Annotated in this window: 17 protein-coding genes; 7 read left to right on the plus strand and 10 right to left on the minus strand. The window is 42.6% G+C overall.

Going from position 1 to position 16,885, the window contains the following annotated elements; translation table 11 throughout:
* Positions 1–445: 445 nt before the first annotated feature.
* On the minus strand, positions 446–1,174 hold the full coding sequence (locus tag ATY38_RS14075) for a hypothetical protein (RefSeq protein WP_235590312.1): 729 nt from the start codon (positions 1,172–1,174) through the stop codon (positions 446–448).
* A 230-nt stretch (positions 1,175–1,404) separates the two neighbouring features.
* Between ATY38_RS14075 and ATY38_RS14080 the strand changes: the two genes are divergently transcribed.
* Positions 1,405–2,094, plus strand: a complete 690-nt coding sequence (locus tag ATY38_RS14080) for a VIT1/CCC1 transporter family protein (RefSeq protein ID WP_062559844.1) — start codon at positions 1,405–1,407, stop codon at positions 2,092–2,094.
* Positions 2,095–2,303: 209 nt separating this feature from the next.
* Here the strand turns inward: ATY38_RS14080 and ATY38_RS14090 are convergent, their stop codons facing one another.
* The 4 genes from ATY38_RS14090 to ATY38_RS16145 form a co-directional block, all read right to left on the minus strand.
* Positions 2,304–2,489 (minus strand): hypothetical protein, encoded by a 186-nt coding sequence (locus tag ATY38_RS14090; RefSeq protein ID WP_141398077.1) that lies wholly within the window; start codon positions 2,487–2,489, stop codon positions 2,304–2,306.
* Positions 2,490–2,526: 37 nt separating this feature from the next.
* Positions 2,527–3,039, minus strand: a complete 513-nt coding sequence (locus ATY38_RS14095; protein WP_062559847.1) for a DUF1993 domain-containing protein — start codon at positions 3,037–3,039, stop codon at positions 2,527–2,529.
* A 204-nt stretch (positions 3,040–3,243) separates the two neighbouring features.
* On the minus strand, positions 3,244–3,621 hold the full coding sequence (locus ATY38_RS14100) for a hypothetical protein (RefSeq protein WP_062559848.1): 378 nt from the start codon (positions 3,619–3,621) through the stop codon (positions 3,244–3,246).
* Positions 3,622–3,828: 207 nt separating this feature from the next.
* Complete coding sequence (locus tag ATY38_RS16145; protein WP_062559849.1) at positions 3,829–5,208, minus strand: hypothetical protein; 1,380 nt, start codon at positions 5,206–5,208, stop codon at positions 3,829–3,831.
* A gap of 180 nt (positions 5,209–5,388) precedes the next feature.
* Between ATY38_RS16145 and ATY38_RS14110 the strand changes: the two genes are divergently transcribed.
* From ATY38_RS14110 to ATY38_RS14135, 6 genes are all read left to right on the plus strand, one after another.
* Entirely contained in the window at positions 5,389–6,138 is a 750-nt protein-coding gene (locus ATY38_RS14110; protein ID WP_082632988.1) for an IS5 family transposase, read from the plus strand.
* A gap of 183 nt (positions 6,139–6,321) precedes the next feature.
* Entirely contained in the window at positions 6,322–7,482 is a 1,161-nt protein-coding gene (gene sucC / locus ATY38_RS14115; RefSeq protein WP_062560229.1) for an ADP-forming succinate--CoA ligase subunit beta, read from the plus strand.
* Positions 7,483–7,528: 46 nt separating this feature from the next.
* The gene (gene sucD / locus ATY38_RS14120) at positions 7,529–8,404 is read left to right on the plus strand and encodes a succinate--CoA ligase subunit alpha (protein ID WP_062559850.1); all 876 of its coding nucleotides are present in this window, start codon (positions 7,529–7,531) and stop codon (positions 8,402–8,404) included.
* A gap of 34 nt (positions 8,405–8,438) precedes the next feature.
* On the plus strand, positions 8,439–8,747 hold the full coding sequence (locus ATY38_RS14125) for a hypothetical protein (RefSeq protein WP_062559851.1): 309 nt from the start codon (positions 8,439–8,441) through the stop codon (positions 8,745–8,747).
* A gap of 24 nt (positions 8,748–8,771) precedes the next feature.
* A complete protein-coding gene (gene dacB, locus ATY38_RS14130; RefSeq protein WP_062559852.1) occupies positions 8,772–10,214 on the plus strand; it encodes a D-alanyl-D-alanine carboxypeptidase/D-alanyl-D-alanine endopeptidase in 1,443 nt (480 codons plus the stop codon).
* 128 nt (positions 10,215–10,342) lie between these two features.
* A complete protein-coding gene (locus ATY38_RS14135) occupies positions 10,343–10,933 on the plus strand; it encodes a CBS domain-containing protein (protein WP_062559853.1) in 591 nt (196 codons plus the stop codon).
* A gap of 57 nt (positions 10,934–10,990) precedes the next feature.
* Here ATY38_RS14135 and ATY38_RS14140 read toward each other — a convergent pair whose 3' ends face one another.
* The 5 genes from ATY38_RS14140 to ATY38_RS14160 form a co-directional block, all read right to left on the minus strand.
* The gene (locus ATY38_RS14140; protein WP_062559854.1) at positions 10,991–11,938 is read right to left on the minus strand and encodes a sulfotransferase domain-containing protein; all 948 of its coding nucleotides are present in this window, start codon (positions 11,936–11,938) and stop codon (positions 10,991–10,993) included.
* Between the two features lie 39 nt (positions 11,939–11,977).
* Positions 11,978–12,754, minus strand: coding sequence for a WecB/TagA/CpsF family glycosyltransferase (locus ATY38_RS14145; protein WP_235590314.1), 777 nt, complete (start codon positions 12,752–12,754; stop codon positions 11,978–11,980).
* 46 nt (positions 12,755–12,800) lie between these two features.
* Positions 12,801–13,895, minus strand: coding sequence for a glycosyltransferase (locus tag ATY38_RS14150; protein WP_062559856.1), 1,095 nt, complete (start codon positions 13,893–13,895; stop codon positions 12,801–12,803).
* 144 nt (positions 13,896–14,039) lie between these two features.
* Complete coding sequence (locus ATY38_RS14155) at positions 14,040–15,563, minus strand: lipopolysaccharide biosynthesis protein (RefSeq protein ID WP_062559857.1); 1,524 nt, start codon at positions 15,561–15,563, stop codon at positions 14,040–14,042.
* Positions 15,560–16,774 carry a glycosyltransferase gene (locus ATY38_RS14160; RefSeq protein ID WP_062559858.1) on the minus strand — a complete coding sequence of 405 codons (1,215 nt, stop codon included), beginning with the start codon at positions 16,772–16,774 and terminating at the stop codon, positions 15,560–15,562. Before ATY38_RS14160 ends, ATY38_RS14155 begins: the two co-directional genes overlap by 4 nt.
* Positions 16,775–16,885 lie beyond the last annotated feature (111 nt).

Here is a 16,885-nt window from a genome sequence, read left to right on the forward strand (position 1 = left end):
CATATAAAAATCAATTACTAAATTAAATTAATTCCAAACTTTCTCATCATCATATACAAGCTTACAAATTCAACAAACAAAGTTACATAGAAATCTCTGTTATTAAAAGATAAAATCACTACATTCCAAGAGCTGATGCCTTGATCAAGTTATTTTGTAAATACCATTCATGCTGTCACACTTTAGCAGCTCAGATATATCTTCTAATAAAGAACAAGGTGTTATGTGATTACCTGAAATCTTGCTGGAGAATGCGTTGCAATTGATAAATCGCTAACAACACCCTGGCTTTTGTCGTATCTAAAATAGCCTCGCGAGTCACTCAGATTGATCCGGTTTACTTTGCCAACAGATGGAATCCGTAATTATCTTTTAATATTAATATCATATTAAGAATCATCCGCTCCGATCGCACGATCTTAAGAATTACTTTATTACTTGAAATCTAATCAACAGCCTCGATTTCTGAAACAACCGATCTGGATCCCAATCCATAAAAATTGGTGAAAAAAGCAAGCCGATCGCTATAGTGCACTTTAACAATGGCACCATTTTTTAATGCTGTAATAGCATAATCATATAAATCATGATCATCTATGACGAAATGGCGGAATTTGCTCCCGCCGGTACCCACTTGTATCGTCATGAAGTAGCTTCTATTAGTACCCTTGTTTTTAATCAAATTTGTTATTCTTCCGAACTCAACGCCGTGGGAAATCTCCCGATCCATAGTATAAATGTTACCAACAAAATGTTTTTGTTCCAGTGGCTGATCCTGAATAACCGGATAAACCTCCACTAATTCGTTTACAGAAGCGCAAGATAACAATGAATTATTTTTAGGTGTTTTAAATTCCAACACGACGTCATTACCAATGAGATTCTCAAGCTCCTCGTATCGATCTTTTTCAAAACAAAACTGCCATGGATTGGAAACCAGGTTAGGAGGTTGATTTCCAAGACTGATAAAAGTCATACTTTCATGCCCGAGCGAAATTTCCCCAACATAAGCTCTGGTTACATTATTATCACGACTTATTCTACTTAATTGACCGGAGGCGTAGCCTTCCGTGGTATGCAGTAGCGGTCCAGCAGCAACCCATTTCGGAGCAGAGATCAACATAAGCAATAGAAACATTACATTGATACTGAAATACTTAAATAATTTAGTCATGATTGTTACGCATTCTCGTGGTTTAAGTCGAGTTTTTATTGCACAAGTCCAATATACCCTTAAACAAGCTTTCAATGAGTTTTTCAATACAATTAGTTGATACAAGCCTATTCCTATCGATGCTAATCTATACAAATAAAGATAAATAAAAACTGAATAGACTGAGAAATCCACAATAAAAATTAAAACAGTTTGTTCAAAAACACCCAAAAACACACGTCGGGAAATATATGAGCCGCTATAAGATACATCGATCACACCGCACGGGATGGTTACGTGCCGCTGTTCTCGGCGCCAATGACGGTATTGTTTCAACAGCAAGTCTTATTATCGGTGTAGCATCGGCTCAAGCAATGCATGCGGATATTCTCATTGCGGGTGTTGCCGGCTTGGTTGCGGGTGCTATGTCCATGGCTGCCGGTGAATACGTATCGGTCAGCTCTCAATCAGATACAGAACAAGCGGATCTCGAGCTTGAAAAAGATTCTTTAAAAAATGACTTTGAATTTGAATTGAATGAACTGGCCAATATTTATGAAAAAAGAGGGTTGGAATCAGATCTAGCCTTACAGGTAGCAAAGCAGTTAATGGCACATGATGCATTAGGTGCGCATGCAAGAGATGAATTAGGTTTGGCGGAAAATGCGAGAGCTCGCCCCATTCAAGCTGCATTGTTCTCCGCGGGCGCATTTACTCTGGGTGCTGTATTACCATTATTGGTGGCATGGAATATGCCAGGAACTCAACTCATACCCATCGTCGCAGTATCATCACTTGCATTTTTGGCAATCTTGGGCAGTCTTGCCGCACACGCAGGCGGTGCAGCAATGTCTGTGGGTGCGATCAGAGTTACATTCTGGGGGGCGCTTGCAATGGGCCTGACTGCGACAGTCGGTAGATTATTGGGTGTAACTGTATGATTTATAAACCACGCATCATTGAAGATTAGTGCAGGCTTTATAAGCGGGGATGGTCTCCGACGATTTCCGCTGCAATAACCTGCAATGCCTGTTCAGGCATCAGCTTTGAGTCATCAACTTGCCAGCTCTTCCGGTTTAGAGGATGCTCAGGAAGCATCAATTTGCTTATTAAGCCCAATAAAAATCCGCTGATTATCCGCTTATGCAGGTTAATTGGTATCACCAAAGTTGCTTGCACCATGAATTGCCATTTGCTGCAAAAACAAAATAGCTTCACCCTTCGCATGGAAATCATCTTGCGTCATGACTCCAGGCGTATTAAGCCATGAATTTGCTTTGAGAAGCGCTAAGATCAATTCTGCGGCATGTTCCGCGGTGATGGAGATTATTGGCATTTTATTGATCAATAAAGACAATTCATCACAGCAGCAGCTAAAAATTACCCATAAAATCACCTTTGCCCACTGCCAACCCATTGTGCCTCAAAATCGCATAGGCGGTAGTCACATGGAAGAAAAATTGCGGCAAGCCATAATTATTTAAGTAGTTGTGTCCGGATAGTTTTTTCTCTTTTGGTGTGCCCGGGCGCAACACGATTTCACGCGTCTCACTGCCTTCAAACTGAGTAGGCACAAGGCTTTCAATAAACTTCAGAGTCTTATTAATTCGAACCTGTAAATCAGAAAAAGTCTGCTCGTTATCTTCATATACCGGTACTTCAACCCCTGCCAGCCGCGCTGATACACTCTTGGCAAAGTCGGTAGCAACTTGCACCTGACGCAGCAAGGAAAACATATCAGGATATAACCGAGCATTCAGCAACACTATCGGTTCAAACTTTTTCTCGGCTGCGTAAGTTTCAGCTTTGGTGAGAATAGCACTCAAACTGTTTAATAGTTGTTTGAAAATGGGTATGGATGTTTTGTACATGTAAGGAATGGTCATAAGTTTTCCCGGTTAATTAATTGAGACGTCAATTTTTGAATATTGAAATGGGGTGCCTAATGGATAAATGCGGATAAGCGCGGTCACTCTCGCGATATATATAGTTAACTAAATTCATTAGCACAGTTTAATCATCCAATCGTAGATCACTACCTACAAAGTCTATCATCTTCCTATTTAGCTGCGTCAATCTTCTGAACCTGATTAATTTTGCCAAAGCAAATTAATAGACAAAACAATGACCATAAAACAAATAATCCAAAATACAATTGGAGCCGCGCCACCCTTGAATTTAAGGCCACCGATTTCGAATTCTATGGGCCCTGTGGATATGCGCAAAATAAGAGTAACGAAAAGTGATCCGAGACCAGCCATAGGCAACCCAACTAAAACCGGGAATTGCTCTTTAACCATGATTTTCCAATAGTCACCAGGTGTATTATGAAAATTGGTCAATTTATACAGCATGAATGCTCCAAAGCAAATCAGGATAATTACAACAACCCAGCTTATAACAGCCCGTAATCGTATACTATGTGATTCATCCGTTGTAACTCCTGCGTCTTTTTGTTCTTCACTCATATCATTATCTCGTCTTTATTCTTTTAACCCCAGCATTAATTTAAACTTCAGGCTAAGACCCAGGTTAAATCTTTTACCGCCATATTTGGTTTACCATCGAGCAATTCTCTATCATAGTCCATCTTCATCTATGACCTTTATTGTTAAAATAATTGATTCAACTAGATTTTTCCAATAGCCTGATTTCATTAAATTTCATATTTATTCTCAGGATGCTGGTTGAGGAGGTACTTTTATCCATTCTCCAGAGCATTGCTTGACATACGGATAATATCCCTCCGGATTACGACAATAATACCAATAATTATTTCTTTGCACAGCAGCTGGCCGAGGTACAGTATTTTGTTGAATATACGTTGGTCTTTGCATTATAGGTGTGGTAACAACGCCAACAGGATAACCTCCTAATGGATAATGACTTTCAAATCGCCGATATGGCCCAAACGCATAGTTATTATAAAACCCACCGCCTCTCCAATTGCTGTAAAAACCAAAGCTATTGAAAGGTGCAAAACCAGCATAACCAAATCCCCAACCAGGCCCCCAGCCCCAACCCCAACTTGGACCAAATCCCCAGCCCAGCCCCAGCCCCAGGCCAAATCCCAAACCAAATCCATCCAGATGATGGTGATGTCCGTGATGATGATCATGGTGGTGGGCAGAATTATCACTGTTTGCATTATTTTGATCCGTCTGCACATTGTTTTGAACATTCACGTTTTGAGTATTTGATCCATCTTGATTTGTTCCATCGGCTTGGGTCGACTGATCTGTTCCGGTTGAATCATTATTTTCAGTGATTTGATTATCTTGAGCCTCAGCATTTGGTGAAGTAACACTATCTTGAACCGATGAATCTGCTCCATTGGATGAAGTACCGGGCGCGGCTAACTCTTCCTGGCCTGATGAAATCTGCTTAGCCTCGGGATTAATTTCACTATTTACGTTCTGAGCAGCTGAATCGGCTTGACTAACACCATCGTTTTGAACGGATGTCCCGGTTTCACTCGATTCATTAGCGGGAGCTGCCACGTTTTCTTGGAAAGATTCAGGTGAAATTTCGTTACTTTGGGCGGTGCCGGCATTTGAATCAGAGTCATTATTAACTCCAAAATCATCCGGTTGATTAAATTCGCCTGTCTGATCAAAATTACTCTCTGAGTTTATATCATCGGCAAAATCGATGTTTTCCTGTTGATCTGAGGCATTATCAGGATAAAATGCATCGTCTTGTCCGAAATCACCCTGATCATAACCCTCTTCGAACCCGCTACTCTGGTCATAATAACCCCCGGAATCAAACCCTCCACCATCATAATTATTGTCATAACCGCCATTATCGTAGCTGTCGTAACCACCTTCGTCATAACCCCCTCCCTCGTAGTAGCCGCCATCAAAACCTCCTCCATCATAGCCGCCGTCAAATCCGCCACCGTCAAATCCGCCACCGTCATAACCTCCACCGTCAAATCCACCCCCATCAAACCCACCCCCGTCAGAGCCTCCGCCGTCTTCGGCTCCTGCGGGATTGAATGCAAAGACGCTGCATAGCGCAATTGCCATGCATGTCATTTTAAATTTTTTCATATAACCCCCGTCCATTGATTTCACAGTTATTGATATATTAAGGGTGAGAGTCTGAATAGATACTGAATAAATAATTAGTTTTTCTACTAGGGTCTGTTGACGTTTTGAGATAAGTATTTAATAGATAGAAACAAACTCGTAATATTGGGGTTCCCATACCACCAACAAAACGAGTTTGCGATGCCCCGATTGATGCTCAGTGATGAGTTCTGGTCGAAGCTGGAGAAGATTCTGCTTCAAGAAGCGATATATAACAAGCGCAATCTGCGCATGACAGTAGAAGGTATGCTGTATCGAATGCGGGTTGGCTGCCCGTGGCGAGACTTGCCTGAGGCATTTGGAAGCTGGAATTCCATCTACAAAAGATTCAATGCGTGGTCATTAAGCAGCAAATGGTTAAGGATTTTCAAGGCGTTGTCTATTGATCCGGATTGTGAATGGGAATTTATTGATGGCAGCTATGTTAAAGCGCACCAGCATAGTGCAGGCGCAGCGGACAAGGAACCACAGGCGATCGGGAAAAGCCGCGCAGGCAATACCACAAAGATTCACCTGGCGGTTGATAGTTATGGTTTACCAGCCGATTTTGAAATCACCGGTGGAGAAGTCAATGACTGTTCTATAGCACCTGATTTGATTGCCAAACTGCCTGACGCGAAAGCGATTGTTGCGGACAAAGGCTATGACAGCGAATGTATACGAGAACAGATAACGAAGAAAGGGGCTCGAGCTGTGATACCGAGAAAGCGCAACTCGTTGAAGGGCAACGCAGATATGGATTGGGGTTTGTATGGATACCGACATTTGGTGGAAAATGCTTTTGCCCGGCTAAAGCAGTATCGGGCAGTAGCGACACGATACGACAAACTGAAGAGAAATTTTGAGAGTATGGTAGCCATGGCATGTGGATATCTGTGGCTACCTATGTGAAATGTCAACAGACCCTAGGGTAATTCACTATCCCGGAATTATCGGCACACACAGTAAGCTCATAATAAATGAAATAAAATGGCATCTATTATCTTATGTTAGATTCTGAAACTGAATCACTATTGCGGATTAAGTTATACTTCGAATCTTGATATTCTAAATCATTCTGATAAGGACATGCCGATGAAGATCCACGAGTACCAAGCCAAAGAAATTTTACGCAAATATAATGTGACCACGCCAACGGGTATTGCCTGCTTTAGTGTTAACGAGGCAGTACAAGCTGCGCAACAACTCGGTGGCGAGGTGTGGGCGGTAAAAGCTCAGATTTATGCTGGCGGACGTGGTAAAGGCGGCGGAGTAAAAGTGGCTAAGTCATTGGAAGAAGTACGCCAATATGCTGGCAAAATTTTGAACATGCGCTTGATAACTCATCAGACCGGCCCGGAAGGACAGATAGTCCATAGACTTTTTATCGAGCAAGGCGTGCAGATAGAAAAAGAATTCTATATAGGCATGGTGGTAGACCGCGGTCATCAACGTGTTTGTTTGATGGCAAGTTCGGAAGGTGGCATGGAAATTGAGAAAGTCGCAGCTGAAACACCCGAAAAAATTTATAAAGTGCTTATTGATCCCCTCACGGGTTTAAGTCAACAACAGGCTGAAGAAGTCGCACAAAAAATTGGCATTCCTAAACACAGCCTGTCAGACGCTGTCGCCTTGCTGCAAGGCTTATATCAAGCATTTGATGAAACCGATGCATCGTTACTGGAAATCAATCCATTGGTATTGACTGCAGGACATCGGGTGATGGCGCTCGACGCTAAAATGAATTTTGATGATAATGCGTTGTTTCGCCATCCCGAGATCGTCGCGTTGCGTGATTTGGATGAGGAAGATCCCATCGAGATCGAAGCATCAAAACATGAATTGTCATATATTCCTCTGGACGGAAATATAGGCTGTCTGGTAAATGGCGCAGGCTTGGCAATGGCAACGATGGATATTATCAAACTTTACGGCGGTAATCCTGCTAACTTTCTCGATGTTGGAGGTGGAGCGACGACAGAGAAAGTCACGGAAGCATTTAAATTAATGCTTCGCAACCCGAAACTGCAGGGAATCCTGGTTAATATCTTCGGCGGCATAATGAAATGTGATGTCATAGCACAAGGTATTGTAGCAGCTGCTCGCGATGTTCAGCTTATGGTGCCATTGGTGGTGCGGCTGGAAGGTACCAATGTCAATCTCGGAAAGAAAATTCTGGCAGATTCCGGGTTAAAAATCATTTCTGCGGATAATATGGCTGATGCGGCGCAAAAAGCGGTTAGTGCAGCCGGATAAGCCAGCATGTTAATTTTAATGCCAGTAATATAAGGAGCGCTTTGCCATGTCTATCTTGATCAACCGCAACAGTCGTGTGATAACGCAAGGCATTACCGGAAAAACCGGTCAGTTTCATACGCGTATGTGCCGCGACTACGCGAACGGCCACGCGTGCTTTGTTGCAGGCGTGAACCCGCGCAAGCCCGGTGAGAATGTCGAAGGCATCCCAGTTTATGCATCGGTCAAAGAAGCCCAACAACAAACCGGCGCCAATGTTTCGGTAATTTATGTCCCCCCTCCTTTTGCTGCTGCAGCAATCGACGAAGCTGTTGAGGCTGAACTGGATTTGGTGATCTGCATCACTGAAGGTATTCCAGTACGCGATATGATCCGTACCCGCTATAAAATGCAAGGTAAGAAAACTCGACTGATTGGTCCAAATTGCCCCGGAATTATTACGCCGGATGAGATCAAAATCGGAATTATGCCGGGATATATTCATAAAAAAGGCCGGATTGGGGTGGTTTCGCGCTCGGGCACATTAACGTATGAAGCAGTGGCACAACTAATGGAGATTGGCTTGGGACAATCCACTTGTATCGGTATTGGTGGTGATCCGGTAAATGGCTTAAAACACTTGGATGTAATACAGTTGTTCAATGACGATGATGAAACCGATGCCGTGCTGATGGTCGGCGAGATCGGCGGTACGGATGAAGAGGATTGCGCACGCTGGGTAAAAGATCATATGCGTAAACCCGTGGTCGGATTTATTGCTGGTGTAACAGCACCACCCGGTAAGCGCATGGGACATGCCGGTGCCATTATTTCCGGAGGTAAAGGAACAGCTCAAGAAAAACTTGAAGTGATGGAATCGTGTGGCATCAAAATCACGCGCAATCCGGCTGAAATGGGTAAGTTATTAAAATCGGTTTTGTAGTCTGTTTTTTGGATGATTATTGAAGGTATCCACTATGCGTTATTGTTTATTATTCTTTATTATTCTAACTATGCTCGTTGTTTCCGCCTGTAGCGGAATCTCCACCAAGCAACCGCTTCCTGCCAGAAAACCCGAGAGACCGGCAGGCCCTCTACCTGAGAGTGTAAAACCCAAATACAACTTGACCGGTTACCCGGTGAGTACTCAGCAGGGTTATATCGATGGCTGCGAAACCGCCAAAAGAACAAGTTGGGCCTTTAAAGATCTGAATCGCTATGACAAGGATGGGCAATATCGAATGGGATGGGATGACGGATTTTCCATGTGCAAAGATAAACAGTAACTATTACGAACTTCAGCCATTAAAATGACCAGGGTTTGTTTATGTCTTGGCTTTCTAATTGAACTGACTGCATTAGCAACTCCACTATTCGCTAATGAATTACCCTTCGTAGTTAAACAAAAACTACTTCAACTTGCCATTCCAGAAACGGCGATTGGCTTATATGTACATGAAATTGGCTCAAGCCAGCCAGTGCTCACGATCAACGCCGACTCCGGCATGAATCCGGCTTCAGTGATGAAATTGCTGACCACGTATGCCGGGCTGGAATTATTGGGTCCGGCGTATACTTGGCAGACCATTCTTTATGCCAATGGAAAAATTACTGATGAAGTTTTATATGGGGACCTAGTTATCAAAGGCTATGGTGACCCCAAGCTGGATCTGGAAAACTTCTGGCTGTTGGTCCATCGCCTGCGCCAGACTGGGTTGCGTGAAATTAAAGGCAATCTTATTCTGGATCAATCACATTATCAGATTCCTCGTGAAGATCCCGGTGGGTTTGACGAACAACCCTATCGTACCTATAACGTGCCTCCAGAAGCATTGTTAATCAATTATCGTGCATCTACGTTCCATTTGTTTCCACACCCTGAGAAAAATTCTGTACGTGTCGTGATTGACCCCGTTCCAGAATCCTTACGTGTACAAAATAATCTAAAACTTACACAAGACAAATGCGGTGCATGGCAGAATTCCATGACAATTGAAGCAATTGCGGATAAAGAAAGTAAGAATAACTTTACAGTTGTTCTGAATGGAAGCTTTTCCCGGCATTGCGAAAAGCAATCGTATATGTTAAGTCTGCAAGACAGCACGAGTTATACCGGTGATTTGTTCAGGCAATTGTGGACACAGCAAGGCGGTATCTTTAATGGTAATGCCATCTTTGGACAAGCGCCCCAATACCTGCCTCCATTAAAAATTCATCAATCACCGCCGTTGGCAGAAATCGTCCGCGGTATTAATAAATTCAGCAATAATATTGCAGCACGTCAATTGTATCTTGCATTGGGTACTGGAAATTCGTCAATTGATAACTCACCAGCTACTTTGGCTAAATCGGATGCAGTCATCAGACGATGGTTAGCCAGCAAACAAATGAACTTTACAGAATTAGTAATCGAGAATGGCTCTGGATTATCGCGCAGAGAACGAATTAGCGCCAGGCATATGGGAAAACTACTACTTGCTGCTTTCAATAGTCCGGTGATGCCGGAGTTCATTGCATCATTGCCGATAGCCGCAGTTGATGGAACACTGAAAAATCGTTTCGCTGATACTCCGGCGAAGGGATTGGCACATATGAAAACCGGGGCATTGAATAACGTACGCGCATTGGCAGGGTATTTGATTGACGGGATGGGACGACGCGTTATCATTGTTTTTTTTATTAATCATGATCAGGCCGAACAATCCCAAGCCATCATGGATAGATTGATACAATGGGCTTATCATCGGAAATAGGTATTCCCCTTAATGGAATCAGCACTATTGATTGAAAATTATTTTGAGCGTAAAGTCCATATTCAAGATTGATGGTCTATCTTGAAATCAGGTGATTCCCTTCAACCCAAGATTGAGGAGTGCACGAAATGATTAAAGAATATAAGTCTCTCGCTGTGCAGTATCTGACAGGCACGGTACACATCTCCAACCCTCTATTACCCAATCCAGTAACGTATGATTCCCCAGCTTCCGAGGTAATGACCGATTTACGTATATTGCAAGCAGCCGTCATATCACCTAGCATTACAATGGAAATAGCCAATACATACATGATGCAACGCGGTGTGCGCACATTGCTAGTTATGAATGATGACAATTCTTTGGCAGGAATTATCACTGCGACCGATATTCTGGGTGAGAAGCCTATGCGTTTTATCCAAGAAAGAGGTATAAAACACAGCGAAATCCTAGTAATGGACATGATGACACCATTAAATATGCTGGAAGCCATTCCATTGGAGGAAGTGATGCACGCCAGAGTAGGAAATATCGTCACAAGTTTACGCGAGAGCGGTCGCTTACATGCGCTAGTAATCGACGATCTCACCATCGGTGTGCCCAGAATATGTGGCATTTTTTCTTGGACTCAGATTGAGAAACAACTCGGTACAATCATTCCACAGAACAATGTAGCCAGGAGTTTTGCGGAAATCGAATCAACATTGATTGCAAGCTAGAAAAAACAAACAAACCAGTCGGTAGTTCATTTGTGCTGGTTTGTTTAGCTAGGTGGGTTAAATATTCCAGGGTATATTTTTTGTTCCAATAAGCGTCTGCAGTGCCGTAATGCTCGGCAAGTAATACTGTTTTAAACGATCACGATTTTCATCGGAAATTTCATCATACCCCTCTCTTGCTTGATTAATTTTCTTGTATAATTTCACCATTAACTGCTTCAATTCAGGCCGTTGCCGCAGAAAGCGTTCGGACTTGGCGTTAAAGTAGACCGCGATCTTATGCAACCATTTCAACTTGCTTTCGTAGGTAACATTAATTCTTCTAAAATCATATCCATTGAAATAGTCTGGAGAAATTTCCAGAAACTGACACAGCTCGCACATGAATCCGTCAATATCCTGACTCATATTCTCAAAAAACATAATCTTTATTTGATTTTCTGGAAATAGTTGATAATAGTATTTCAAATAGTCGGCATACCGACCAAAACTGATAATCTTTAAATACCATTCTTTAATACCCAGCTCAGCGGGCGTTCTTTGACCAGAATCATACGCAATACACTTATCAATATATTTCTCAAAGCTTAAATCAGAATCCAGATTTAGCTTTCCGACATGAAAATTAAATGAGGAGTATATTCGATCGATGGGATTTCTTAATATGAACAGTAGCTTGGTTTTCGGCACCAATGTATGAATGCGAGCTGCTACTTCTGCACCACTACCCAGATATCCCGGTGAAGCCTCCATTACGATGGGGATCTCAGGAGAACAACGCTCAAAATAATTTGAGTAACTAACAATATCTTTCTCGCGATTACCGGTAAATGAATTACGGAAAAAGTCTGTTTCCTTAACAGTTGAACCACAAACCGATGGATGGGTGCTTAAATAAGTAAATATCGAGGTTGTGCCGGCCTTCTCCGTACCAGCAATGATGAAGTTAGCCAGATTAACGCCAGATATTTCTTTCATAAATTTAAAATCAATATTATTTTTCAAGTATATTCTGAATCAAGTCGAATTTAGTTTCGCTTTTTCTTACTTCGCGCCATCAAGCAAGACCGCTTCTTGTAGATTCTTCCGACCTTTTAAACGCCGCCATAGCATTCGAATAATAAATACCGGATTACCTACGATATATCGCACAAACATTCTCCTTGGCTCCATCGCATACCGGAATAACCATTCCAGACCAAAACGACGCATCCAATGCGGCGCACGCGGCATAGTCCCTGAATAAAAATCAAACAAGGCGCCCACACCCAATAATACAGGCACACGAAGTTTATTCATATGACGCGCAATCCATAGCTCCTGCATGGGAACCCCCATCGCTACAAACAAGATTTCCGCTCCGCTACGATTGATAGCATCGATAATATCGTCTTCAGTATCCTGCTTAAAGTAACCATCATGAACCCATGCGATATCTAATTCAGGAAATTGAGTTTTCATATTCTCAGCACAGCGTTGTGCAATTCCTGGGCGAGCACCCAATAAAGCTAATCTGACACCAGCTACGGCGGCATCATGACAGATCAGCGGAAATAAATCGGTACCATTGACATTATCTTTTAGAGAAAAACCAGCTAATCCCGCAGCTAAGCGCATACCACTGCCATCCGCAAATAGCAGTGCTTCATCTTGTAATACAGAAAGGTAATCAATATTTATCGCAGCAATATTTATGCAGTGTGCATTGACGAAATATATTTTACGCTGCACACCTGATTTAGCATCATTGACAATATTTGCGCTGGCATCAGTTAACGTCGTATCTTCTATTTTCAGTCCGAATAAGGGAATTTGATGCATGCTCTGTCTCATTCCTTATGATTGGTCGAGTATTTTGTACCTGATGTTAACGATGCATAGAACTCAGAATCGCGTCATAAACACGTGCTACACCTTTAGCCATACTGTAATCAGAAAAACTTGCCACTTGTAATCGGTAGGAATCTTCTCGCATGGCATACCAGTCGTATTTATTATCGATCAAATCACCTATGGCAGTAGCCAACTGCTTTATATCACTCGCTGGCACTATCAAACCGGTTTTACCATGCTCTAATACTTCAGGAATGCCTTCTACATCAGATGCTACTACCGGCACCCCTGTTGCCATTGCTTCCAGAATTACCATCGGCATACCTTCTCCAAAGAGACTCGGCAAAACAAGAATATCCATTCTAGTGAATTCGGCATTGACATCTTGAGCGAATCCAATCCAATCAATCATATCTCCTATCCCAAGTCTATCAGCCATCTCTTTAATAGTTTTCTCATATTCCATGGCCTCAAATGGGCCAACTGCACGCAATCTTACTAAACGGCCCGCCTGACGTAGACTTGCCAATGCTTGTATCAAAACTTCCGTACCTTTGCGCGGCCGAAACAATGCCACACTCCCAATTACCCATTCTGGCCCAGGTGCATCTCGGACAGGTAGCATAGTCGGCGTGACTACTCCATTGGCAACCATTGTAATTCGTTTCTCTGACCAGCCCTGTTTCTTCAAATAAAATTCCAGACTTTTCGATACCGGAATTAATTGCGCTACGCCCACTAGACTTAATCGTTCTATAAGCGAATTCAAACGATTACGCCACACACTTTCTGTATCTCGTGTCGTCGGACTATGTACATGATGCACTAATGGTACGCCGGATAACCACGCCGCTATGCGTCCCACTAATACAGCGCGAGGAGTGTGTGTATGCAACAAGGAGTAATTATCCCGCTTTACAATTCTTGCAATCTCCAAGGCCGGTGCCAGATCAAATTTCGATTTCATAAAGGTATCAAAGATTGGCACAGTAGAATTTCGGCAAGCAGAAAATTTTCCTGGCTTTATGCAACAAAAACCTATCTCATAACCATAATCCGGTAGTCGCATTGCCAATACATCCTGCACTCGCTCGGCGCCAGAGAAAAATTCTCCGTTGATAACATGCATAATTCTTATATTCTCGTGGTTTTTAGACATATCCGATACAATTTAGAAGATTAGAGAAAAGAATCAAAAAGTGCTTTTATAGCACATATAAATCGCTCAATTGACCTCTCATGATACGAATATAAATAGGATACCCATTAACTGTTATAAGCTTTTCGAAGTAAAATACAGAAATATCCGGGCACGGTGACGTAATCCTCGGTTAAGTAACGCCATATCTAATTGGTTTAATGGTTTTACCAGCATTAAACCAGGCACATAAGCTACCAAAACAAATGTCAGTGTCCACCACACTCCTAATTTGTCTTCAATTGCCCAGCCAATAGCGGCCAGAAATATAGCAATGCTAAGACCACGTATAGTTCCCAACCAATCTAATTGGATACGACCAGCTTGATAATTCAACCAAAGCAAAGTTAAACTATTCATTAGCCATGCACCCAGCACGATTCCACATACTACGCCCATCAATCCCCAGTTTGAGCCAACTATTACCGCTATCGGTGTTATTGCCGATAATATGCTGAGATACCTTAATTGGCGTGTATACGGAAAAATCTGCATAATCATAACAACTAATTGGCCTTGACTTGTTGCACCCAAACCAAGCAGCATAATTACCATAACCATGCCAGCATCGGTGAAACGCCCGCTACTTGCCAAAGCAATGAGTTCATTGCCTGCAACACTTAATGCTGCCATACAAATCGCAATTATTAAAAAATTACTCTTCCACAATAAAGCCATTCCCTCTTTAACCACATCAACCTCTCCCGCCACATAGCGAGATATCAGCATAGGCCGAATAATATTCGCCAATAACTTTGCCGGAAGGTAACGTCCAGCAATTAACAATAATTGTTGCAAAAAAGCAAACATTCCCGCGGTCTCAAGTCCTAAGGTTCTGGCTACCAGCATACGTAGCGCACCAGGGTTAGCAACGGCCCGAAGAAGATTCACCCCTGCCATGTGCCATGCAAAATTAAATATTTCATATGCACTTACATGAAAATCCCCCGTACTTTGTATGCTGCGTAATTTTCGCATTAAGAGAAATTCCGCCCATATTAAACAGACTAGTGAAACGATTAAATCCATCCACAGCAATTGTTCGATCGACAAACTCTCAATTAATACTAATATTGCAACACCAGCCAAACGTCCAATTGACATTAATGAATGAATCAACTGCGCCCATCTTTGCTCTAGGAGGGATTCCAACATTTCTGAGGCATACCGAAAACCAATGACGGTAATAATCAATCCAACTGCTACTAAGGTAGCATCTTGCTGCGGCGTACTGAAACCCAGCCATGCAGAAATATCCAGCCAAAAAGCAGAGATTAGTGCTGTCCAAATTATCATGATGGCAAAACGAATTAGAGTCATCCAGCGCACAAACCATGCAAGAGCACTGGGTGCTCCTCGCAATGCTAATTCCGGCAGAAATCGTCGCACCGCTTCGAGCATACCTAAGGAGCTCAGTGGTGCCATCATTTCCACCATGCCCCACAAAACCATGTAAGCTCCATAATCAATCGGGGATAATAAGCGCACTAGCCAAATTATAAAAATGAAAGAAGAAATTGCTTGGGCAGTCCTCCCCAATAGATAATGCACTATCGCTTGACGAAAACGGTTACCGGAATAAAGACCGGAGCTATTCATATTGTCAGTCCCAGTAATTTCTTGTATTGTGACTCTACGTGATCGGCAATGACATCATAAGTGCGGTACTTTCGTACCCAATCCGGTCCTCTTGATGCCAGCGTTCGCGCACGTTCAGGATCATCCAACAACTTACAAACCTCATCAGCAAAGGATTGTTCACCCCATGGCACACAACGCCCAATTCCACTCGCTTCCATTACTTGACATTGCTCTGGATGTTCATTAGCAACTATACATTTAGCCATAGCCATATATTCGACAAGTTTTGTAGGCGAAGTGGAAAGTAATACCGGAACAGGATAGAAAGGCGAAAAGCAAATATCTGCTTGTTCTACTAGCTCCCAGGCTGTTTCCATAGGCATGAAGCCTGTTACTGTTACAGCCTTCGATAGTTTCACTCGAGATGCTTCTTTTTCTACTGCTTGACGATCGCTTGGCAGTTGGCCATCGCCTACATATAACAGACGAGCGTCAGGATAACGCAACCGCACTTGCTGAAGTACACGTACTAGCATCTCTGATTGACGTAATTGCATGATGATCCCGAGATGTAGTAACAGAGGTGAATGCATGTTTGGAGCCCTAGCATCTTCAGCTTTACCTACCTGATCAGCACGAATACCCATTGGCACAGCAGTCATCTTGTCAGGAGAAATTCCCTCTTGTACAACATCTTCTTTCATTCGATCACTTTGCACAAAAATATGATCTGCTGCTGGCAAAATTATCTTATAAAGCAAATTGCGAATAAGCTGACCCTTAAGCCAAACAAGTCGGTGATGCGGCACAAGCTTATTATGAGCTTGGTATAATTTAGACTCGGCAAACGGATAAGACATCCAGTAAGTAAAACGAGCGCCGGTCAAACGGGCTGCCAACCAAGCAATCAAGCTAGCAAAAAACTTATCACGTACTTGAATTACGTCATAGCGGTTCTTAAAAGCAAGAAATAAAATCATTAAATCTCCCTGCATGCCAAGCAAGTTGTTCAGTATCCGGCCAAATAATCCCTGCCACTTGCTCCGTGGAGTGAGATACACAATATTCCCCAACCAATCTGTAGGCGATAGCAAATTGAGCGCATCTGGCCCCCTTTGCATTAACCAATCAATCTGATGGCCCCGATCCGGCATCTGTTTTGCAAACAACTCCACAACATCTGCACGGAATGGTGGAAAACGATCCTCTACGATATAAAGCATTTTCATAACATTTTATCGATTAACAGATTAGAATTCAGCATACTTACTTTCAGTTCCCAACCCTTTATTTCTATTTTATTAGCAGAGAGTTACAATGATTTCACTATTAATTGGTAT

The organism is Nitrosomonas ureae, assembly GCF_001455205.1.
GTDB classification, from domain to species: domain Bacteria; phylum Pseudomonadota; class Gammaproteobacteria; order Burkholderiales; family Nitrosomonadaceae; genus Nitrosomonas; species Nitrosomonas ureae.

Excerpts from the sequence above, each read along its gene's own strand:
- dacB (WP_062559852.1), top strand. The coding sequence starts at position 8,772 with ATGACCAGGGTTTGTTTATGTCTTGGCTTTCTAATTGAACTGACTGCA.
- ATY38_RS14125 (WP_062559851.1), top strand. The coding sequence starts at position 8,439 with ATGCGTTATTGTTTATTATTCTTTATTATTCTAACTATGCTCGTTGTT.
- ATY38_RS14110 (WP_082632988.1), top strand. The coding sequence starts at position 5,389 with ATGCCCCGATTGATGCTCAGTGATGAGTTCTGGTCGAAGCTGGAGAAG.
- ATY38_RS14145 (WP_235590314.1), bottom strand. The coding sequence starts at position 12,754 with ATGCATCAAATTCCCTTATTCGGACTGAAAATAGAAGATACGACGTTA.
- sucC (WP_062560229.1), top strand. The coding sequence starts at position 6,322 with ATGAAGATCCACGAGTACCAAGCCAAAGAAATTTTACGCAAATATAAT.
- ATY38_RS14160 (WP_062559858.1), bottom strand. The coding sequence starts at position 16,774 with ATGAAAATGCTTTATATCGTAGAGGATCGTTTTCCACCATTCCGTGCA.
- ATY38_RS14095 (WP_062559847.1), bottom strand. The coding sequence starts at position 3,039 with ATGACCATTCCTTACATGTACAAAACATCCATACCCATTTTCAAACAA.
- ATY38_RS14150 (WP_062559856.1), bottom strand. The coding sequence starts at position 13,895 with ATGCATGTTATCAACGGAGAATTTTTCTCTGGCGCCGAGCGAGTGCAG.
- ATY38_RS14075 (WP_235590312.1), bottom strand. The coding sequence starts at position 1,174 with ATGACTAAATTATTTAAGTATTTCAGTATCAATGTAATGTTTCTATTG.
- ATY38_RS14080 (WP_062559844.1), top strand. The coding sequence starts at position 1,405 with ATGAGCCGCTATAAGATACATCGATCACACCGCACGGGATGGTTACGT.
- ATY38_RS14100 (WP_062559848.1), bottom strand. The coding sequence starts at position 3,621 with ATGAGTGAAGAACAAAAAGACGCAGGAGTTACAACGGATGAATCACAT.
- ATY38_RS14090 (WP_141398077.1), bottom strand. The coding sequence starts at position 2,489 with ATGCCAATAATCTCCATCACCGCGGAACATGCCGCAGAATTGATCTTA.
- ATY38_RS16145 (WP_062559849.1), bottom strand. The coding sequence starts at position 5,208 with ATGAAAAAATTTAAAATGACATGCATGGCAATTGCGCTATGCAGCGTC.
- ATY38_RS14135 (WP_062559853.1), top strand. The coding sequence starts at position 10,343 with ATGATTAAAGAATATAAGTCTCTCGCTGTGCAGTATCTGACAGGCACG.
- ATY38_RS14155 (WP_062559857.1), bottom strand. The coding sequence starts at position 15,563 with ATGAATAGCTCCGGTCTTTATTCCGGTAACCGTTTTCGTCAAGCGATA.
- sucD (WP_062559850.1), top strand. The coding sequence starts at position 7,529 with ATGTCTATCTTGATCAACCGCAACAGTCGTGTGATAACGCAAGGCATT.